Raw genomic sequence first — 17197 nt, forward strand, 5'->3', positions numbered from 1 at the left:
GATAGCAAGAAAATTATAATATCGAAAATTGAAATAATAAATCTTGGTTGTAACAATATCACGGTTCTATAAACAAATTAGAATTAGAAGGGGGAAAAGAGATATTTGGTAAAAATATAGCCTGAGATCAAAGAGATGTTGATTATCAAAATCGTATCGCATACGAGTAGAATATTAGATATTGTTTATATTATGAAAAATAATTAATTTTTTTATTAAAATAAGTTGACTATTATTTTAGAATTGATTCTAATTAAAATATGGCAACATAAATCAACCTAATAGCATGGCAAAATATAAAATGGCTGATGTTTTTTTAGAGGCAGGGTAAGGGGTTGAGGCTATTAAGGTAATCAGTACAAAATATCCTAATAAGGATGTAGAAATTTCTGTGTCTGCTGCAGTTTGGGCTGATAGACAATTAGAATCGCGTTGTCAACAATTCCTCTCATATCAGAGGGCATCTTCTTCCCAGCATAATAGACTTCTTTCGAAACTCTACTTCTGCTGGTGATTTGTACGTCGATGCGGTACTCGAATCCTTACGTACATTAGAGTACGCTGCGGTTCTGCGTTCCGCGTCTCCTTCAAATCCCTCAGCATAAGCGAGTTTCGAAAGAAGTCTAATAATATTTTAATGAGGTTGCCTTGGTATAAATTGTTATATATTTATTATTTATTTCAGAGTATTTTTAGTTTATTTTCTAATTTTACCTATACACATGAGTTCGATATAGGAGATCAGTTTAATAGCCTCGGTGTTGCTACGGCTGGGACTAAAAATAGCCTGAAAGGCTATTAAGTATCATGGATTCCTGCTTTTAGTTAGGAATGATATCACTTTTGCATGGGGAATAATTATTCTTATATCAAACTAGGTTATACTAAATCTAAAATGAGAATGTAATATATTGCCTGAATTAAAATTTGACGAAAAGCAGTTGCTTTTACTCAGCAGAATTAAAGAGTTTGCTAAACAAATTGAAGATAAGTCGTTTTTTAGATTCTTTAATAGCAGTTTATTAGCAAAAAAAGCTATATATTTATATGGTAATGTAGGTAATGGCAAAACTGTATTAATGCAACATTTTTTCCAAATATTGCAAATTAAGAAATTAATGGTACATTACCAAAACTTTATGCAATCAGTACATAAAGATATTTATCAGTTGCAAGATAAATCACAATCTAAAAATAATATTATCAAAAGAATTGCTGCAAATTATGCAAAGCAGGCGGAAGTAATATGCATAGATGAGTTTGAAATTAAAGACATAACTGATGCTATGATAATAGGATCACTGCTCCTTGAACTTATAAGACATAAGGTGTTTATCTTCATTACTAGTAATATCGAGCCAAAAGATTTGTATAAAGATGGTTTACAAAGGAATTCCTTTTTGCCAATAATTAAAGAGATTTATCAAAAGTTTGAAGTTATGCATTTAGATAGTGATCATGATTATCGATTAGATAAAATTATACACATGACTAATAGACGTATAATATACCCCATTAATGAAGATAATAAGCTTGAGATACAGAACCTTATTAGCAAGTTAAATAGTAATAACCGATTAGTTTCTAAGGATATCCTAGTTTTTGGACGTAAAATATCTTTTAAAATGGCTAGTGAAAAAGTATTAGTAACAGATTTTGAAGAGCTATTTGTAAGAGAATTAGGTTATGTTGATTATGTAAATATTTGCCAAAAATTTTCTATCATAATAGTAGAAAATATTCGTATAATAGATTCTGATAACACAGACTTAGCGGTTAGGTTTATTAATTTTGTTGATAATGCTTATTTTTATAAGGTTATATTATTCATGACATTACAAGATGAACCTATAAAAATATATCAGAATGGTTTTCGCAAAGGTGAATTTAACAGAACTATTTCAAGGTTATATGAGATGAATAGTGATAGCTATGGCAATTAAAAAGGGTAAATTTATTACGTTTGAGGGTGGGGAAGGGTGCGGTAAATCCACCCAAAGTAATATGTTATACCAGTATTTACTATCACAAAATATTCCCGTAGATTTAACGCGTGAAGTAGGGGGAACTATTTCTGCAGAGAAGATGCGTGACATTTTAGTTAATCAAGATTTACTACCTATGTCAGAATTGCTGCAAATCATGGCGGCGCGTTACGAACATGTTCATAAAAAGATTATTCCTAAACTAAATTCTGGGATATCAGTTATTTGTGATAGGTTTGTAGACTCTACAGCTTGTTATCAGGGGCAAGATATAGGTCGTGATTTAGTTTATGATCTTCATAAGTCTTTAATATCTGATGTGATGCCTGATATTACATTTTTTATTGATATAGATCCAAATATTGCCTTACCAAGGGCATTAGTGCGAGGGAATAACAACAAATTTGAAAGCAAAAATATTGAATTTCATCAAAAAGTCTATGACGGATTTCAATATATATCAGCCAAATTTCCAAATAGAATAGTAAAAATAAATGCTTCAACTCTTAGTGTGCAAGAAATTCATGATATAATAGTTGCGATGCTCGTTACAAAGGTTTGGTGAATAAGATGGAAAATAAAATAGAGAAAATATGTGTTATTGGTTCTGGAGTAATGGGACTAGCAATAGCTTCCTTGGTAGCCAATTCCTCTAACCGAGTTGTTTTACTAGATGTAGTAAGCAACGACCCTAATGATAGGAATGCCATACTTACCAAGGCTCTAGAAAATATAGAGAAACAACAACCAGCTCCTTTATCACATCCAAGTAAATTAGCGTTTATCACCATTGGTAATTTAGAAGATGATCTAAAGCTGATTACAGAATGTGATTTGATCATTGAAGTTATTATTGAAAAAATTGCAATAAAACATCAGCTGTATGAGAAGATTCTACCCTACCTAAAAGAAGATGCTATTCTAGCTTCTAATACTTCAACCTTACCTTTAAGGAAATTAAAGGAGCAAATGCCTGATTCTATAAAATCTACCATCAGGTCTAGATTTGTCATTAGTCATTTTTTTAATCCTCCAAGATATATGGAATTGCTTGAACTTATTGTAGATTCAGAGGTTAGCTCAGGGGTTATAGAGAGGATATCAGATTTTCTAATACGAGATTTAGGGAAAACTATTATTAAATGTCACGATACTCCAGGTTTTATAGCAAATCGAGTTGGTTGTTATCTACTTGAGCTGGTTGTTCGTAGTAGCATAGATGAAAATTTAAGTCCAGTAATTATCGATAAAATTTTTACTGATTTATTTAAATTACCAAGTACAGGAATCTTTGGCTTATATGATTTGATAGGTCACGACGTAATAAGATTAATTTCTACATCACTAGTTAATTCCCTACCGAATAATGATGATTATCACCAAGTTTACTCAGCATCTTCTATCCTTGATAAGATGATAGAGAATAACTTGATTGGTCGTAAAGCTTTAGGAGGTTTTTACCATATATCAAAGATAAATGGCATAAAAACTAAAGAAGTCATAGATTTTACAACTTTAACTTATGCAGCATTTGAAGATACCAAGATTGAATATAGTTCTATTGATCAGTTGTTAAATAGCAACTCTAGCTATGGTAAATTTTTTCATGAGATACTAGTGAAGTTTTACTTATATATAACATCTTTAATTCCATCGGTTACTGATAATATTTACGATATAGATACAGCTATGAGGCTTGGTTATAGTTGGAAGATTGGTCCTTTTGAGTTGTTAATTAATCACATAGGAGGAGGATTTGAGTGGCTTAAAAAACAAGCAATGCTAATGAATTTAACATTACCGGAATATATCACTAATAATTCCTATGAAACTATTGAACTGAGTCAGTTTCATTTGATTAGAGTCAGATTAGAAGAAAGTAAGATTTTATTGAAGAATGATTCGGCTCAACTAGTTCTGTATAAAAATAGGTTAGTTTTTACTATTAATACTAAAATGAATTGCCTCAATGAAAATGTTTTTAAACTTTTGTTAGAATCTGTTGATATTGCAGAAAATGAGAAGCAAACATTATATATTATGCCATTAACCAACAATTTTTCAGCTGGTGCTGACTTAAAATTCATTGCTTCCTGTATAAAAAATCAAGATTTTGCTAAATTAGAAGATTTCTTAAAACTTGGTCAAAAAACCATGATAAGGTTAAAATACTCGCATATTAATATTGTTAGCTGTGCTTTAGGTGCTGCGTTAGGTGGGGGCTGTGAAATATTGTTACATTCTGATTTTATTGTAGCTAATCAGGAGTTAAATGCTGGCCTTGTTGAGGTATCGGTTGGCTTAGTTCCAAGTTGGGGAGGCATTAAGGAAATGTTTTATCGTGCAAGTAGCGATAAAAGTAAGCTAGTAAAAAATTTAAGAAATATCCTATTACCAAATAAATCAAGTTCTGCTGATTATTTTATAGCTGATTATGATATTACTAACGTGCAAGTAAATATGAATAAACATTTAATACTGCAAGAGGCTTTTGCCTTGGATTTGCCAGAAAAAATAAAAAAAGTAAGCAAGCAAGTTATTTTATCTAAAGTTACTTTAGCTGAAGAATTTGCAGAAACCAATTTTTCAAAGCAGAAGAGTATAGCTGAGTATGATAATCTTCAAGGATGGCTATTGTCAAAGTTTCAAGATATCATTTCCATGCAACAAATTGATGAGCAAAAATTATTGCAATTTGAACTAGAGATATTTTTAGAACTTGCCAAAAACCCTAAAACTCGATAATCAAGTTTTTTAGAATTATTAAAAAATACGTCATTGCGAGGAGTCGCGAAAGCGACGACGTGGCAATCTTTTGAAGTATTACTTTACGAGATTGCCACGTCGGTCCGTTGCCGGGTCTCCTCGCAATGACGGTTAAGGAAAAACTTGATTATCGAGTTTTAGGGTTTTTGGTTTTTAGAACAAAGTTTACTATACAATACTATATCTTCCAATGAATTCCAAAAATTATCTCTGCTAGAAGATGCATAGTACCCTTGTATCTTATAGTTATTCACTAAAGACAATATTTAAGATACAAGGGTATTATGGTGGCGAACTAGCAAAATTCTCAATAAACTTAATATTCTCACAAATTTTTTTATTAAAAGCACTTTACACATCATAATATCTATTGTATCATATAAAAATACACAGCTCTAAAATTAAAGAGAATTCCTATGTACCCATAAAATTAGACCAAGAAAATGTTATATCCAAGAATAGTAGGATAAAATAACAATAATAAAAAAGATAAAAATTTTATTACAGCAAAGAGAAAGTATAAAGACATTAGAGGTAAAAGTGGCATTACTAAGTAATAAACAATCAAAAAAGTATACTTGAATATGCTCTTCTGCTTTGAAGAATTGGTTCTTGCAAATACTATCGGGTAATTCGCGTACTCACGTACTGCTTGCGTTTGCTCATCCCTTGTTTGTGTCTCCATTCTCCAAAGCATTTGAGTATACCAATCGAGCATTCGAATGTATAGCTTATCTCGTGGAAGGCAATAAAAGGAGGAATGAAATGATTCAACTATTAGCAATTTCTTCAAGTATTTTAATCATTATTGAAATGCTATTGATAGTAATTTGTATTAAGTGGTTATATAGTATTAGGCTGGCATGTACCAATATTTGGCTTATGAGTCAGGATTTCTCGAATAGTTTCATTACAGCCAAAGAAGAAGTAATTTTGTTACATAAAGAATTAAAAGAGATAACCACTCTAACTACCAAGAAAGAACAGCATATTTTGCACATGACCATTCATTTAGATGAAGTAGAAATGGGCGTAAAAATGTTACTTGATGAGTTTAGGAGAATTAGCACACTCAAAGAGAATAATGCATTACAGAAGATACTGGAAGAAACAGTAAAAACAGTCTTGCACAAATAAGATGAAGGCAATTATATTAAGATGCAGATTACAGCAAATTATCTATATCAAACTGAATCAGAGACTTTGAAGAGATATCAACAAAGGCTAGAAGATTTAGTACTAATACTTAACAATGAAAAAGAGAGATTGCATCATAGCATTGATGGTATAGATAAAGATAGTATAGAAAAACACATTAAATTTTTACAAGATGAAATAGATGAGTTTGATGCAAAATTGGGTGAAGTAATAGGTGGATTAGTAGAACTAGAAGATAAGGTAAAGATATTAGAGACTGTACCTTTATTGATAACTACCCCAATTCAGGATAAGAATTAATAATTCTTATATCGAACTGGCTTTAATATACTCGATGAAAATCAAGAATTGCGTTGTCGTCTTCAGGGATCGTAGCACAACTGTTGTAAGTTAAAAAATCGTCTATTAGCGAGGAGACCGTAGGTCGACGAAGCAATTGTAAGTTAAAAGTATGATATAATAGATATCTATATGACAAGCTTCATGGATTGCCACGCTGTTCGCTCGCTAATAGACGGTTTAGGGCTTGCAAAGCTCATCGCAATGACGGGTTTTTAACTTTCAACAGTTGTGGTGATGTTCCTGCCTTCGCAAGGATGACATCGGTGGTGGTTAAACTTACATCTATAACAACTAATGGCTGTAATTTTTAAATTGCCCTGTAGCATTTAATGTCCAATAAACCTTATCAGTTAGTGATACCAACATTTACAGGACGACTAAATATATTTTTTAAAAACAATGTTAATTTTCCTCTTTTATTCTTACGCTCAATATCTTCTATACTATTAAGCCAAGTTATTTGAATGACTCGCCTCTCCCCTTCAAACGGCATATGACCATGCCACGAATTCTCAGAGCGAACAAATACTACAAAAGAACCAAATTCCGGAGGAATAATAGCTGCTGCACTTTCAAAAGTTTTTTTATCCTTTAATACCCGAAAACTCCCTCCATCCTTACCTTGTAACCAATTGTCATTTAAATATAATAAAGCCGTAACAATTTTAGATTTACTGTCATTATGGATTCTGCCATCAGATTTTGTTGACCACCTCCTTATAGTTATCATAAAAGGCTTATCTTTAAGCTCAATCTTTAGTTTTTTAGTCAAGATATCAGCAAGTTTAGGAGCTTGCAATTCTTGGATTAAATTTTTAAAAACTCCCTCATACTTTATACTTTCAAGAGGAAAAAAACCAGCACTTTTTATTTGGGGATAATCGATAGAAATGATATCTTTTTTATCTATATTAATTACATTTTTAGCAACCATATAAGTATAAGGAGAATTAGATACTAGAGCTGATTCCAATTCATCGAAATTTAGTAATGCAAAAGACATAAAATTATTAATTTATTTTTAAATTAGGACTCTAGCTTTTCTATAGCGATGGTTGAATCTGGCAGCTTAGTGATTTTTTCAATCTTTAAGCGGGCGGCTTGTAGTTTCTTTTCACAGTGATCTTTTAGTAAGACTCCTCTTTCAAAACTATTAATTGATGAATCTAAACTTTCCTCTCCCGTATCAATTTTTTTTACAATTTCTTTTAGTTCAGCTAAGGCAGCTTCAAAGCTCATATTTTCAATAGATTTTAAGTCTAGCATAATAATTTACCTCTTTCAAATTTACTTATGCTGCGAAGTATGTCCTCAGCCTTGCCTAATTGTGCAGCATAAGTACCCTTAAGTATTTTTATCGTATTTCCAAAATGAATGGCTGCTTCGTCTGTAAATTTTAATCCATATGTTGAAGGCTGGATACCCAAAATTGCTATAATTTTTTATATACTCTAGAATAGAAAATCAAGAATTGCGTCGTCATTATCCAAGATTCTAGCGGTACTCTTGCTCACCTCTTGTTTGTTGTCCCCATTCTCCGAATCATTTGAGTATATATATTAGTTCCTAATATACTTTCTATCTAGCTCGTTATATAATCTATAAATTGCCATTTCTCGATCTTTAATTTTTTTACTAGCAATTTTTAGTAATCTTTCTGATGACTTTTCAGTTAACTGAATTGATGAATGTAGTTGTTCAGCAAGCTTCTTCAGTGATTCCTGAATTTCCATAAAAGATTTTTTTAATTGAGCTTTAATAGATATAGAAGAATTCTCAAGCTCATTAAGCTTTACATACACATGTTCTACCAGTTGATTAATTTTATCTTGCAGTAAATTTAATTGTTGTTTGCGTCCCTCTATTAGGTATTTACTAGTCTCATTTATCTTGGCTTGTATTCTGATTTTGGAAGTAACTTCTAAATTCCAAGCTAGTCCAAGTTTGCTCATTACGTATATTATCCATTTATGGACATCAAAATGATACCACTTAGCACCATTGCGATAATCTGATGGGAAGGCATGGTGGAAATTATGCCAGTTTTCACCTAATAAGAACAAAGCCATCCACCAAATATCTCCTGCAGTACCTTTATAATATTGTTTACTACCAACGAAATGGCATAGAGAATTGACACAAAAAGTTGCCTGTTGTTGCAATGCTCTCCCCATACCAATAAACAGGAAACCAGCATATGCAGAATTGATAGTACCACCTATTAAGTAACCTATTAATGCTGGAAATACAATATTCATAAGCGCAGCAATTTGCCAATAATATTTTAATTGCCATCTTAGCAATTTATTTTTACCAAGTTTAACCATAGTAATCCGGTCAATTGACTTATAACTTCCATCAATGATCATCCATCCAATATGTGACCATAAAAATCCCAAGATTTTATTGTCAAACTTTAATGGGCTATGCGGATCTTGATCTTTATCAGTATAACTATGGTGCTTATAATGATTTGAGGCCCAAGACAAGGCTGGTCCTTGTAAAGTAGCAGCTGACATTATAACAAGAATAAACTCCACAGCTGTATTTGTTTTAAAGGCATGATGTGACCAAAGCCTATGCAAACCAACACCAACAGTAATATTAGAACCATAATAACCGGCTATCAGCAAACCTATTTCGAATATACCTATCTTGTGGCTAATGTGATATTTTATAACCAAAAATGCAAGTAAAATTGGGTATATGATAAGCACAAAAAAAGTAAGCCACGAAATTCTTTTTAGCATATATCTAATCTTTAAATAAATTAAATGTTCTTAACTCCATAGCTACAATATAACATATTGCAACATATTGCAATATTACATTTTACGTTTCCATAATTTGTTAAACATCCGTTGTCCGAAATAGAAACTAATAATACCGGCAAAAATAGCCTGATCGTCTATATTCCATAAAACATCAAGATATTCTACGAGGATCGCCGTACTCTGTATGGTTCTATATTGTACATATTTGATGTAGGCATACATAATAAAAAAACTATAGGCAAGGACAGGGCGAACTGACCCATTCAACGCGTCAACCCAATTAACGCCTGATTTATATGTTGAATATAAAGTATTATTTTCAGCAATGTCTTTTGAAGCATCAAGTTCTGTTAGTAGCTTTGTATGTCCTAGTTTATTGATTTCAATTTGTCGATCTAAAAGATTAAGTGCATGTTTTTTATCATTTTGATCCTTTAGAATTTTTAAAATCTCCGGAATAATTGAGCTAATAAAGCCCGTTATTGAAGCAAGTAGTGTAATCATAAAATGCTCATTAAGTTTTAGTATAATATAATTATAGTAAAGTTTTTCTCTGCACTAATACTCGTATCCATTTTTTTTTAATATTTTTTTATTAATTCTTTGAATCACATATATACGTCAAATAAGTCACAATAGATAAAAATTTATAATTTGTTTATCAACTGTTTAAAACCTTCTTGACTCTATAATTATAGTACAATATCCTAAAAATTCCATATAATCCCAAATTATCCCAATTATAACCAAAAATTAGTTATAACTTAATTATGGGATAATATTTAAGCAATTTTGCTGTCATCCCAGCGTAGGCTGGGATCTGATACCCCATGTGGTAATTATTGAAAGGTAAAGGGTAAATGAATATTTTTTTATCAAAATATATAAACAATATTGATAAGAAAGGTCGGGTTTCGATACCTGCCAGCTATAGATTAACTTTGTCTAGTCAGTCGTTTAATGGGATTATTGCCTATCCTTCTTTTAGAAATAAGTGCATTGAAGGCTGTAGTTTGAAGAGGCTTGAGGAGCTAAGTCAAATAATCCAAACCTTAGATCCCTATTCTGAGGAGCGAGATGCTTTCGAAACAATCATTCTTGGTGAAGCTATCCAGCTTAGCTTTGATAGTGAGGGGAGGGTGATTCTACCTAAATCTTTAATAGATCACGCTGATATATCAGATCAAGCTTGCTTTGTAGGGAAGGGATTGGTCTTTGAAATTTGGCAGCCACAAAATTTTGAAACGTATCTTTCTTCAGCTCGGCAAATTGCTCAAAGTAACCGTTTAACACTGAAAAACATTAAGGATATAGTAGTATGATACAAGAGTTCGCATCATCTCATACGCCGGTTATGTTGAATGAAGTTAAAGAAGTCTTATGTCCTAAAGATGGAGGAAGTTATTTAGATTGCACTTTTGGTTTTGGTGGTTATAGCAGGATGATATTAGATTCTTGTAATTGTCAGTTAGTAGCAATTGATTGTGATCCAAATGTTAGAACTTATGCTAATCAATTGGTAAACGATTATCCTAGCAGAGTGAGCTTTATTCAGACAGGTTTTGCTGAAAGTTTTTCAAAATTAGGTTCGTTGAAATTTGATGGGATAGTTATGGATTTAGGGGTTTCTTCTATGCAACTTGATTCTAGAGATAGGGGTTTTTCATTTACCCATGATGGTCCACTTGATATGAGGATGAGCAATACGGGATATAGTGCTGCAGATTTTATAAATGAGGCTGATGAACAAGAAATAGCAGATGTAATTTATAAATATGGTGATGAATCTTATTCTCGAAGAATCGCTAAAAAGATTATAGAACACAGGTTATTAGAGCCTATTACCAATACAGCAAAATTTGCCCATATTGTTCGTAGTAGTATAGGTTTTAGAAAAGGTAAAATTGATTCTGCTACTAAGACTTTTCAAGCAATTCGTATTCATATCAATGATGAACTAGGTCAATTAGCAAGATTTTTAGATAATTGCAAGAATATTTTAGCACCAAATGGTCGGCTAGTAATTGTTTCATTTCATTCATTAGAAGATCGAATTGTTAAGAATTTTTTAAAAGCAAATTCTGCTAAGGTAGTTGCTAGGTCTAAATACAGTGTAAAGATTTCGCCTGAAGAAAGTTCTAAAGAATGGCTTAAAATTCTTACAAAAAAACCATTATGTCCATCGCCTAAAGAAGTTGCACTTAATCCAAGAGCAAGGTCTGCAAAATTGAGGGCTGGACAGAAAACAGGTAATGTATATGGTAGTTAGAGTATTTAGTTATATAGTTGTAGGTACTATAATTCTTTCTATTTATGGCTTATTTAGAGTCAAAGATAAGGTCATTAGTTTGCATTATCAGCTTGGGGAAGTTTCAAAACAACTAACTGATGAGAAAAACATGATTCACGTGTTAAAAGTCGAACAATCATACCTTATTTCTCCAGCTAGACTAAGAAAATTATCATCACTTTATTTACAATTAGATACTATTAAGGTTAAGCAAATGATTAGTGACCCTTTAGCACTTAATGAGAGTAAAAAATATGCAAAGGCTAATGAAGTAAGTGGCTCGTATTCTAGTAAAACCAACACTAAATGGCGTTATAAAACAATTGCTAATAATAAATACATACAAACTGTTTCAACTAAAAAAACAGAATATATTCGATGAAAATCAACATTAGTATGGTACTTACATGGAAAAAAAGATGTTATACTCGATGAAAATCAAGAATTGCGTTGTCGTCTTTAGGTATCTTCGGTGCTCACGTACTAAATGTACGCTCCGCTCCTCGACCCTTCGACTCCTAGCACTTCATGATTTTGATCTTCGTCTACCAACTCTTCATTTACGAGCAGTATATCCTGATTCGGTGTGGGATCTAAAAAAATACCTTGAAAGACTATTCAGTATTATAGATACGCTACTTTCGCAGAATAACATACTAATAAGCCATTAGCAGCAGTATGTAGATGGGTAACGATATATTTTTATTGGTATTTCTAAAAAATACTCTAACTAAGATGAAGAAAAATTTTGGTAGTATTATTTTATGGGATGTAGGTGCTAACAATACCAAAATCAGATTATTAATAGTCAGCTGTTGTTTTGCTATGTTTTTTTGTGGTCTATCATATCGCTTAATAATTGTTGCGACCAATGGCTATATTAAGCCAGAATATCAAGTAAAAAATAGTGACTTTAGGAAAGAGATAGTAGATCGTAATGGTAACTTATTAGCAGTAAATTTACCTTCCTCCTCATTGTTTGTCAATCCACAGAAAGTAATTAATCCTTCGCAATGTTTAGAAAGATTATCCAAGATATTGCCTGAGATTGATAAAATGAAGTTACTTGCAGAGCTACAAAGTAATAAAAGTTTTGTATGGATCAAAAGGGATTTATTGCCAAAAGAGCAAGAAGCGATATCAAATTTGGGAATGCCAGGTTTTAGTTTTGAACAAGAACAAAAAAGAATCTATACTTTTTCCAATTTATTGTCACATATTATAGGATATGTGGGTAGGGATTTGGTTGGTCTTGCTGGATTAGAAAGAACCTATGATAAGTTTCTAACTAATTCTGACTTTATACAGCCGGATCAACTTAAAAAACCTCTTGAACTATCTATAGACGTAAGATTACAAAATATCCTAAGTGAAGAAATAGATAGGACATTAAAGGAGTTTAGTGCAATAGGAGCGGTGGGAATAATTGTCAACCCTAATAATGGTGAGATTTTAGCTATTGTTAGTAAGCCGGATTTTAATCCACATTATCCTAGTAGAGCAAAGCCAGAAGAACTGTTTAATATGGCAAGTCTTGGTATTTATGAGATGGGGTCTGTATTTAAAACTTTGACTATGGCCGTAGCTTTTGATACTGATTCTATAGCAATGAACGATGCTTATGATATTAGTTATATGAAGGTAGGGGGATTTAATATAAAAGATTATCATCCAAGGCAAGGATGGCACAGTGTTCCAGAAATTTTCTTGCATTCATCAAATATTGGTGTTAGCCAAATTATGCTTGAAGTTGGGAAGAATGATTTTAAAAACTATTTAAAGAAATTAGGTTTACTAGATCAGCTTAAAATTGAGTTACCAGAGAGAGGTACTCCTTTGTTTCCATCTGACAAGAGGTGGAGTGATCTTACTACTGCTGTTATGGCCTATGGTTATGGCATTTCAATTAGCCCTTTACACTTTATGCAAGCAGTATTGCCAATAGTAAATGGAGGGATATTATATGATCTGACTCTAATCAAAAGGCACGATGAGCGTCTTGTTGGCACGCGTGTTTTTAGTGAGAAAACCTCTAAACAAATGAGTGAGTTATTTCGTTTGGTGGTAAAAGAAGGGACAGGACGTAGAGCCGATGTTAAAGGATATCTTGTCGGTGGTAAAACTGGTACTGCTGAAAAATTAACTTCAGATGGGCATGGCAAGAAAAAATATCTTAAGAATAGCAGAATGTCATCATTTTTAGGTTTATTACCAGCCATTGATCCCCAATATATTATTTTTATAATGTTTGATGAACCAAAAGGAACAAAAGAATCCTTTGGCTTTGCTACTGCTGGCTGGACTGCAGCTCCTACTGTTGGAAGAGTCCTTGAGCGAATGGTATCACTATATGGAATAGAGCCGGTTGAAAAAGGGGAAGGGTTGTGATATTGTTTCTACAGTAGTATCAACTATCTAAACCATATTCCAACTGATAATATTTTTCCTTTGCTAAATGTCTCTTGTTAGTATATACTTTATATATTAAATATATATTTAGGAATTATGAAAAATATTATCTTTTTAATTTTAACAATAATGCTATCATCTTGTGGTAGTACATCAAGTATACGTAACGCACAACCATCAGAGAGTCGGGTGGATTTTAGTAATTATGATTACATAATTATTAATGATTTTAAGGATGGTACTAGCAAATCTTCTAATGATCCACATGTTATATCAGAAGGTAAGAGATTTGCCGATATGATAGCAAGTTCAATTAAATCTAAAAAATTATTCGACAAAGTTCAACGGAATGTTGACTCTACAGATAGGGCTATACTTATTGATGGGAAAATAACTAAGTATTCTGAGGGTAATGCTGTTATGCGTACACTAATTGGTTTTGGTGCTGGTAGCTCTTACTTTAACGCAAAAATTAATATAAAAGATAACGAGACAAAAAAATTGTTAGGTAGCATAGATGCTAATAAAATGAGTTGGGCACTAGGAGGGGTAATCGCTGGTTCTCAAGATGTTAAATCACATATGAATTCTGTTGCTTTTAACATCGCTTGTGAGTGTGAGGCTGCTAAGAAAAAGAAGAAATAGGACAAAAAAGAGTAGTCTAGGATTCATCCTAGACTACTTGACCTTTCGTATTTCTTGTGTTTCCTTAGTCTCCTTCAAATTCACAAATTGTTTTAACAATTGTTAAAACAGTTTGTGCAGTTAGTTGAAGATATGTGTATTTAGCCAATCATCTCCTACCTTGGTTTCAACAATAAGTGGAATGGCTAATTTGGGTGAGTTCTCCATAGTGGTTTTGATTAGGTGAGTGGCTATTTCTATTTCATCAATAGGAGACTCAAAAAGTAACTCGTCATGGATTTGTAGAATTAGTTTGGTTCTTAATTTTAATTCCCGTATCTTACGGTCAAGATCAATCATTGCCACTTTTATGATGTCTGCACTAGTTCCTTGAATTGGAGCGTTGATTGCTGCCCTTTCGGCAAATTGCTGTAGGGAGTGTTTTTTATCATGGATTAAGGGAATAAAACATTTCCGCCCGAATAGGTTTAGGACATAACCATGTTCCTTGGCATAGTTTTTTATATATTCCATATATTTTTGAATTTCCGGGTATTCTTCAAAATATTTTTTTATGTATTCTGCTGCTTGTGCAGAGCTAATATTTAACTGTTTTGCTAGTCCAAAGCTACTGATACCATAAATAATACCAAAATTTATGGCTTTTGCTTTACGCCTATGTTCTGGTGTTAAATCTTTTTCGGTAATTTTAAATATATTACAAGCCGTTTTACTATGTATATCCTCACCATTAACAAAAGCTTGCTTTAAGGAGGGTATATCTGCCATGCTACTTAAGATTCGGAGTTCAATTTGTGAATAGTCAGCTGAAATTAATTTATGCCCATATTCTGCAATAAAAGCTGCTCTGATTCTGTTGCCTTCTTTCGAGCGAATTGGCACATTCTGTAAGTTCGGATCTTGAGAACTAAGCCTACCAGTGCTAGTTGAAGTTTGTAAAAATGTGGTATGTACCCTATTAGTTATTGGATTTACTTGCAGAGGTAAGCTATCCGTATAAGTATTTTTTAATTTAGTTAAATGACGCCATTTTAATAATAAATCGGCAATAGCAAAACCACTCTCGCTAATTTTTTCAAGTATTTCTGCACTAGTAGAATAAGACTTAGCTTTTGATGATAATTTACCAAAGGGTAGTTGCATTTTCTCAAACAAAATTTCTCCCAGTTGCTTTGGCGAAGCAATGTTAAACTTTGTATCAGTAATGGTAAAAATTTCCTGCTCTAATTTAGTAATTTCATTACCAAATTCATTTGATAGCTGTTTAAGATACTGTGAATCGATTTTAATCCCAGCTTTCTCCATTTTATCTATTATATAACATAAAGGTAAATCAATTTCTCTATATAGTGCTAAGGCATGATTATCCTTTAACTCTAACAATAGTTTTTGATAATCAGTACTAAAGCCAGTAATTATTTCTGCCATGGCTTCTAAATTATCCTTTTCCACCGAATCAAACGGGTCTTTTTGAGGTTTGCCAGCAGATATCAGATATTGCATTAGTTCTAGATCTTCGCATGAGTATATTTCACTATCGACAAAGAATTTTAATAATAATTTTAGTTTATAAGTGATTTTCTTAATAGACTTATTTTTTAGCAATTTGAGAATATCAGGCATAAACCATTGATGCAGATAGTTTTGGCGAAAATCATCAGAAAGTAAATCAGACATATGGCTAGGGGTTCTAGCTATAAACTTAATGTTGTAGCACTTATCATCAATCGATAAAATTATAGAAGGATTTTGTCCTAGATGATCTGATAGATAAATACTAACAACCCCATGATCTTCAGCTTTAATCGTCACAGAGTCAAGCTGTTGTTTAGAAGATATCTCCTGAACTATGACTTGCTTAATAGGCAAAGATTCATTGGTAATTTGTATTTGGAATAAATTTTCCACTCGTTTGTTTAGAGATTTAAAACCATATTCTGCTAGAAAGTCAGAGATTTGTCTATTATCAGGTGGTCTATATTGCAATAAACTAAAATCCAAGTCTATATTAACATTATAATCTAAACCAACTAGTTGCCAGGAAATTAATGCTAGATCCTTTGAGGAGTTAATGATTCCCCTTTGACGATCGTTACTGATTTGATCGAGAGACTTTAAAAGTTCTGCTAACGAACCAAACTGTTTTATAAGTGTTGCAGCAGTTTTAGGACCAATGCTTGGAACACCTGGTATATTATCTGACTTATCACCGATCAAAGCCATTACTTCCCTGAGCTTACTTGGTCCTACACCAAATTTCTCTATCACGTCATCTTCAGATATGTATTTTGCTTTTATAGGGTCATACATTTTAGTATGCGAATTAATTAATTGCATTAAATCTTTATCAGAAGAGATAATAATAGTATTTTCTTGTAATGCAGTTGCTTTATTGGCTAGAGTGGCAATTATATCATCTGCCTCACAACCAGCTTTTTCAATTATTGGAAAATTTAGGCTACTTGCTGCTAGACGGATAAGTGGTAATTGATCATTCAAGTCCTTTGGTGTAGGAGGTCTATTTGCTTTATATTGCTCATAAATTTGGTGACGAAAATTCTTCCCACCAGAATCAAGAATAATGACAGCATGCTTTGGCTTAAAATCGTTCAATAGCTTTAACAACATGGAGGTAAAACCATACAATGCTCCAATAGCTAAGCCACTCGGAGAAGTTAATGGTGGTTGAACATGGTATGCTCTAAAGACAAATCCATAACCATCAATTATTAATAAAGTATTTTTGTTAATTGTTTCGTTGGTCATTTTGTTATTAGGACAAATGGTTATGTTTATGTAGTATACAACAATTATAATTTGCACTAAGC

General features: G+C 32.3%; 15 protein-coding genes. 10 read left to right on the forward strand and 5 right to left on the reverse strand.

Going from position 1 to position 17197, the window contains the following annotated elements; all coding sequences use genetic code 11:
* Nucleotides 1-911: 911 nt before the first annotated feature.
* The 5 genes from zapE (at nucleotide 912) to ACFEL1_RS08170 (ending at nucleotide 6209) form a co-directional block, all read left to right on the forward strand.
* Entirely contained in the window at nucleotides 912-1943 is a 1032-nt protein-coding gene (gene zapE, locus ACFEL1_RS08150; protein ID WP_342278660.1) for a cell division protein ZapE, read from the forward strand.
* Complete coding sequence (gene tmk / locus ACFEL1_RS08155; RefSeq protein WP_342278659.1) at nucleotides 1933-2550, forward strand: dTMP kinase; 618 nt, start codon at nucleotides 1933-1935, stop codon at nucleotides 2548-2550. Before zapE ends, tmk begins: the two co-directional genes overlap by 11 nt.
* A 5-nt stretch (nucleotides 2551-2555) precedes the next feature.
* The gene (locus tag ACFEL1_RS08160) at nucleotides 2556-4730 is read left to right on the forward strand and encodes a 3-hydroxyacyl-CoA dehydrogenase/enoyl-CoA hydratase family protein (protein WP_375331023.1); all 2175 of its coding nucleotides are present in this window, start codon (nucleotides 2556-2558) and stop codon (nucleotides 4728-4730) included.
* A gap of 786 nt (nucleotides 4731-5516) precedes the next feature.
* Nucleotides 5517-5888, forward strand: a complete 372-nt coding sequence (locus ACFEL1_RS08165; RefSeq protein WP_342278657.1) for a hypothetical protein — start codon at nucleotides 5517-5519, stop codon at nucleotides 5886-5888.
* A gap of 21 nt (nucleotides 5889-5909) precedes the next feature.
* The gene (locus ACFEL1_RS08170) at nucleotides 5910-6209 is read left to right on the forward strand and encodes a hypothetical protein (RefSeq protein WP_341762345.1); all 300 of its coding nucleotides are present in this window, start codon (nucleotides 5910-5912) and stop codon (nucleotides 6207-6209) included.
* Nucleotides 6210-6597: 388 nt separating this feature from the next.
* Here ACFEL1_RS08170 and ACFEL1_RS08175 read toward each other — a convergent pair whose 3' ends face one another.
* From ACFEL1_RS08175 to ACFEL1_RS08190, 4 genes are all read right to left on the reverse strand, one after another.
* The gene (locus ACFEL1_RS08175; protein ID WP_375331024.1) at nucleotides 6598-7254 is read right to left on the reverse strand and encodes a 2OG-Fe(II) oxygenase; all 657 of its coding nucleotides are present in this window, start codon (nucleotides 7252-7254) and stop codon (nucleotides 6598-6600) included.
* Nucleotides 7255-7277: 23 nt separating this feature from the next.
* Nucleotides 7278-7517, reverse strand: a complete 240-nt coding sequence (locus ACFEL1_RS08180; RefSeq protein WP_375331025.1) for an exodeoxyribonuclease VII small subunit — start codon at nucleotides 7515-7517, stop codon at nucleotides 7278-7280.
* A gap of 293 nt (nucleotides 7518-7810) precedes the next feature.
* Entirely contained in the window at nucleotides 7811-9001 is a 1191-nt protein-coding gene (locus tag ACFEL1_RS08185; RefSeq protein ID WP_375331026.1) for a fatty acid desaturase, read from the reverse strand.
* Between the two features lie 75 nt (nucleotides 9002-9076).
* Nucleotides 9077-9529 carry a hypothetical protein gene (locus ACFEL1_RS08190; protein ID WP_341755037.1) on the reverse strand — a complete coding sequence of 151 codons (453 nt, stop codon included), beginning with the start codon at nucleotides 9527-9529 and terminating at the stop codon, nucleotides 9077-9079.
* A 356-nt stretch (nucleotides 9530-9885) separates the two neighbouring features.
* On the opposite strand from ACFEL1_RS08190, the gene ACFEL1_RS08195 reads away from it, so the two are divergent.
* The 5 genes from ACFEL1_RS08195 to ACFEL1_RS08215 all read left to right on the forward strand — a co-directional run bounded on the left by ACFEL1_RS08195 (nucleotide 9886) and on the right by ACFEL1_RS08215 (nucleotide 14369).
* Nucleotides 9886-10347 (forward strand): division/cell wall cluster transcriptional repressor MraZ, encoded by a 462-nt coding sequence (locus ACFEL1_RS08195; RefSeq protein ID WP_342278651.1) that lies wholly within the window; start codon nucleotides 9886-9888, stop codon nucleotides 10345-10347.
* Nucleotides 10344-11294 carry a 16S rRNA (cytosine(1402)-N(4))-methyltransferase RsmH gene (gene rsmH / locus ACFEL1_RS08200; protein ID WP_342278650.1) on the forward strand — a complete coding sequence of 317 codons (951 nt, stop codon included), beginning with the start codon at nucleotides 10344-10346 and terminating at the stop codon, nucleotides 11292-11294. Before ACFEL1_RS08195 ends, rsmH begins: the two co-directional genes overlap by 4 nt.
* Entirely contained in the window at nucleotides 11284-11697 is a 414-nt protein-coding gene (locus tag ACFEL1_RS08205) for a hypothetical protein (protein WP_341761203.1), read from the forward strand. Before rsmH ends, ACFEL1_RS08205 begins: the two co-directional genes overlap by 11 nt.
* A gap of 302 nt (nucleotides 11698-11999) precedes the next feature.
* A complete protein-coding gene (locus ACFEL1_RS08210; RefSeq protein ID WP_375331027.1) occupies nucleotides 12000-13703 on the forward strand; it encodes a peptidoglycan D,D-transpeptidase FtsI family protein in 1704 nt (567 codons plus the stop codon).
* Nucleotides 13704-13820: 117 nt separating this feature from the next.
* Complete coding sequence (locus tag ACFEL1_RS08215; protein WP_375331028.1) at nucleotides 13821-14369, forward strand: DUF4410 domain-containing protein; 549 nt, start codon at nucleotides 13821-13823, stop codon at nucleotides 14367-14369.
* Nucleotides 14370-14489: 120 nt separating this feature from the next.
* Here the strand turns inward: ACFEL1_RS08215 and polA are convergent, their stop codons facing one another.
* Nucleotides 14490-17135: a DNA polymerase I gene (polA, locus tag ACFEL1_RS08220; protein WP_375331029.1), complete on the reverse strand. Its 2646-nt coding sequence runs from the start codon at nucleotides 17133-17135 to the stop codon at nucleotides 14490-14492.
* Nucleotides 17136-17197: the final 62 nt, after the last annotated feature.

Source organism: Candidatus Tisiphia endosymbiont of Oplodontha viridula, assembly GCF_964264865.1.
GTDB lineage: Bacteria > Pseudomonadota > Alphaproteobacteria > Rickettsiales > Rickettsiaceae > Tisiphia.

Coding starts and splice junctions, on each gene's coding strand:
- tmk (WP_342278659.1), top strand. CDS start 1,933: ATGGCAATTAAAAAGGGTAAATTTATTACGTTTGAGGGTGGGGAAGGG.
- ACFEL1_RS08160 (WP_375331023.1), top strand. CDS start 2,556: ATGGAAAATAAAATAGAGAAAATATGTGTTATTGGTTCTGGAGTAATG.
- ACFEL1_RS08165 (WP_342278657.1), top strand. CDS start 5,517: ATGATTCAACTATTAGCAATTTCTTCAAGTATTTTAATCATTATTGAA.
- ACFEL1_RS08170 (WP_341762345.1), top strand. CDS start 5,910: ATGCAGATTACAGCAAATTATCTATATCAAACTGAATCAGAGACTTTG.
- ACFEL1_RS08175 (WP_375331024.1), bottom strand. CDS start 7,254: ATGTCTTTTGCATTACTAAATTTCGATGAATTGGAATCAGCTCTAGTA.
- ACFEL1_RS08180 (WP_375331025.1), bottom strand. CDS start 7,517: ATGCTAGACTTAAAATCTATTGAAAATATGAGCTTTGAAGCTGCCTTA.
- ACFEL1_RS08185 (WP_375331026.1), bottom strand. CDS start 9,001: ATGCTAAAAAGAATTTCGTGGCTTACTTTTTTTGTGCTTATCATATAC.
- ACFEL1_RS08190 (WP_341755037.1), bottom strand. CDS start 9,529: ATGATTACACTACTTGCTTCAATAACGGGCTTTATTAGCTCAATTATT.
- ACFEL1_RS08195 (WP_342278651.1), top strand. CDS start 9,886: ATGAATATTTTTTTATCAAAATATATAAACAATATTGATAAGAAAGGT.
- rsmH (WP_342278650.1), top strand. CDS start 10,344: ATGATACAAGAGTTCGCATCATCTCATACGCCGGTTATGTTGAATGAA.
- ACFEL1_RS08205 (WP_341761203.1), top strand. CDS start 11,284: ATGGTAGTTAGAGTATTTAGTTATATAGTTGTAGGTACTATAATTCTT.
- ACFEL1_RS08210 (WP_375331027.1), top strand. CDS start 12,000: ATGGGTAACGATATATTTTTATTGGTATTTCTAAAAAATACTCTAACT.
- ACFEL1_RS08215 (WP_375331028.1), top strand. CDS start 13,821: ATGAAAAATATTATCTTTTTAATTTTAACAATAATGCTATCATCTTGT.
- polA (WP_375331029.1), bottom strand. CDS start 17,135: ATGACCAACGAAACAATTAACAAAAATACTTTATTAATAATTGATGGT.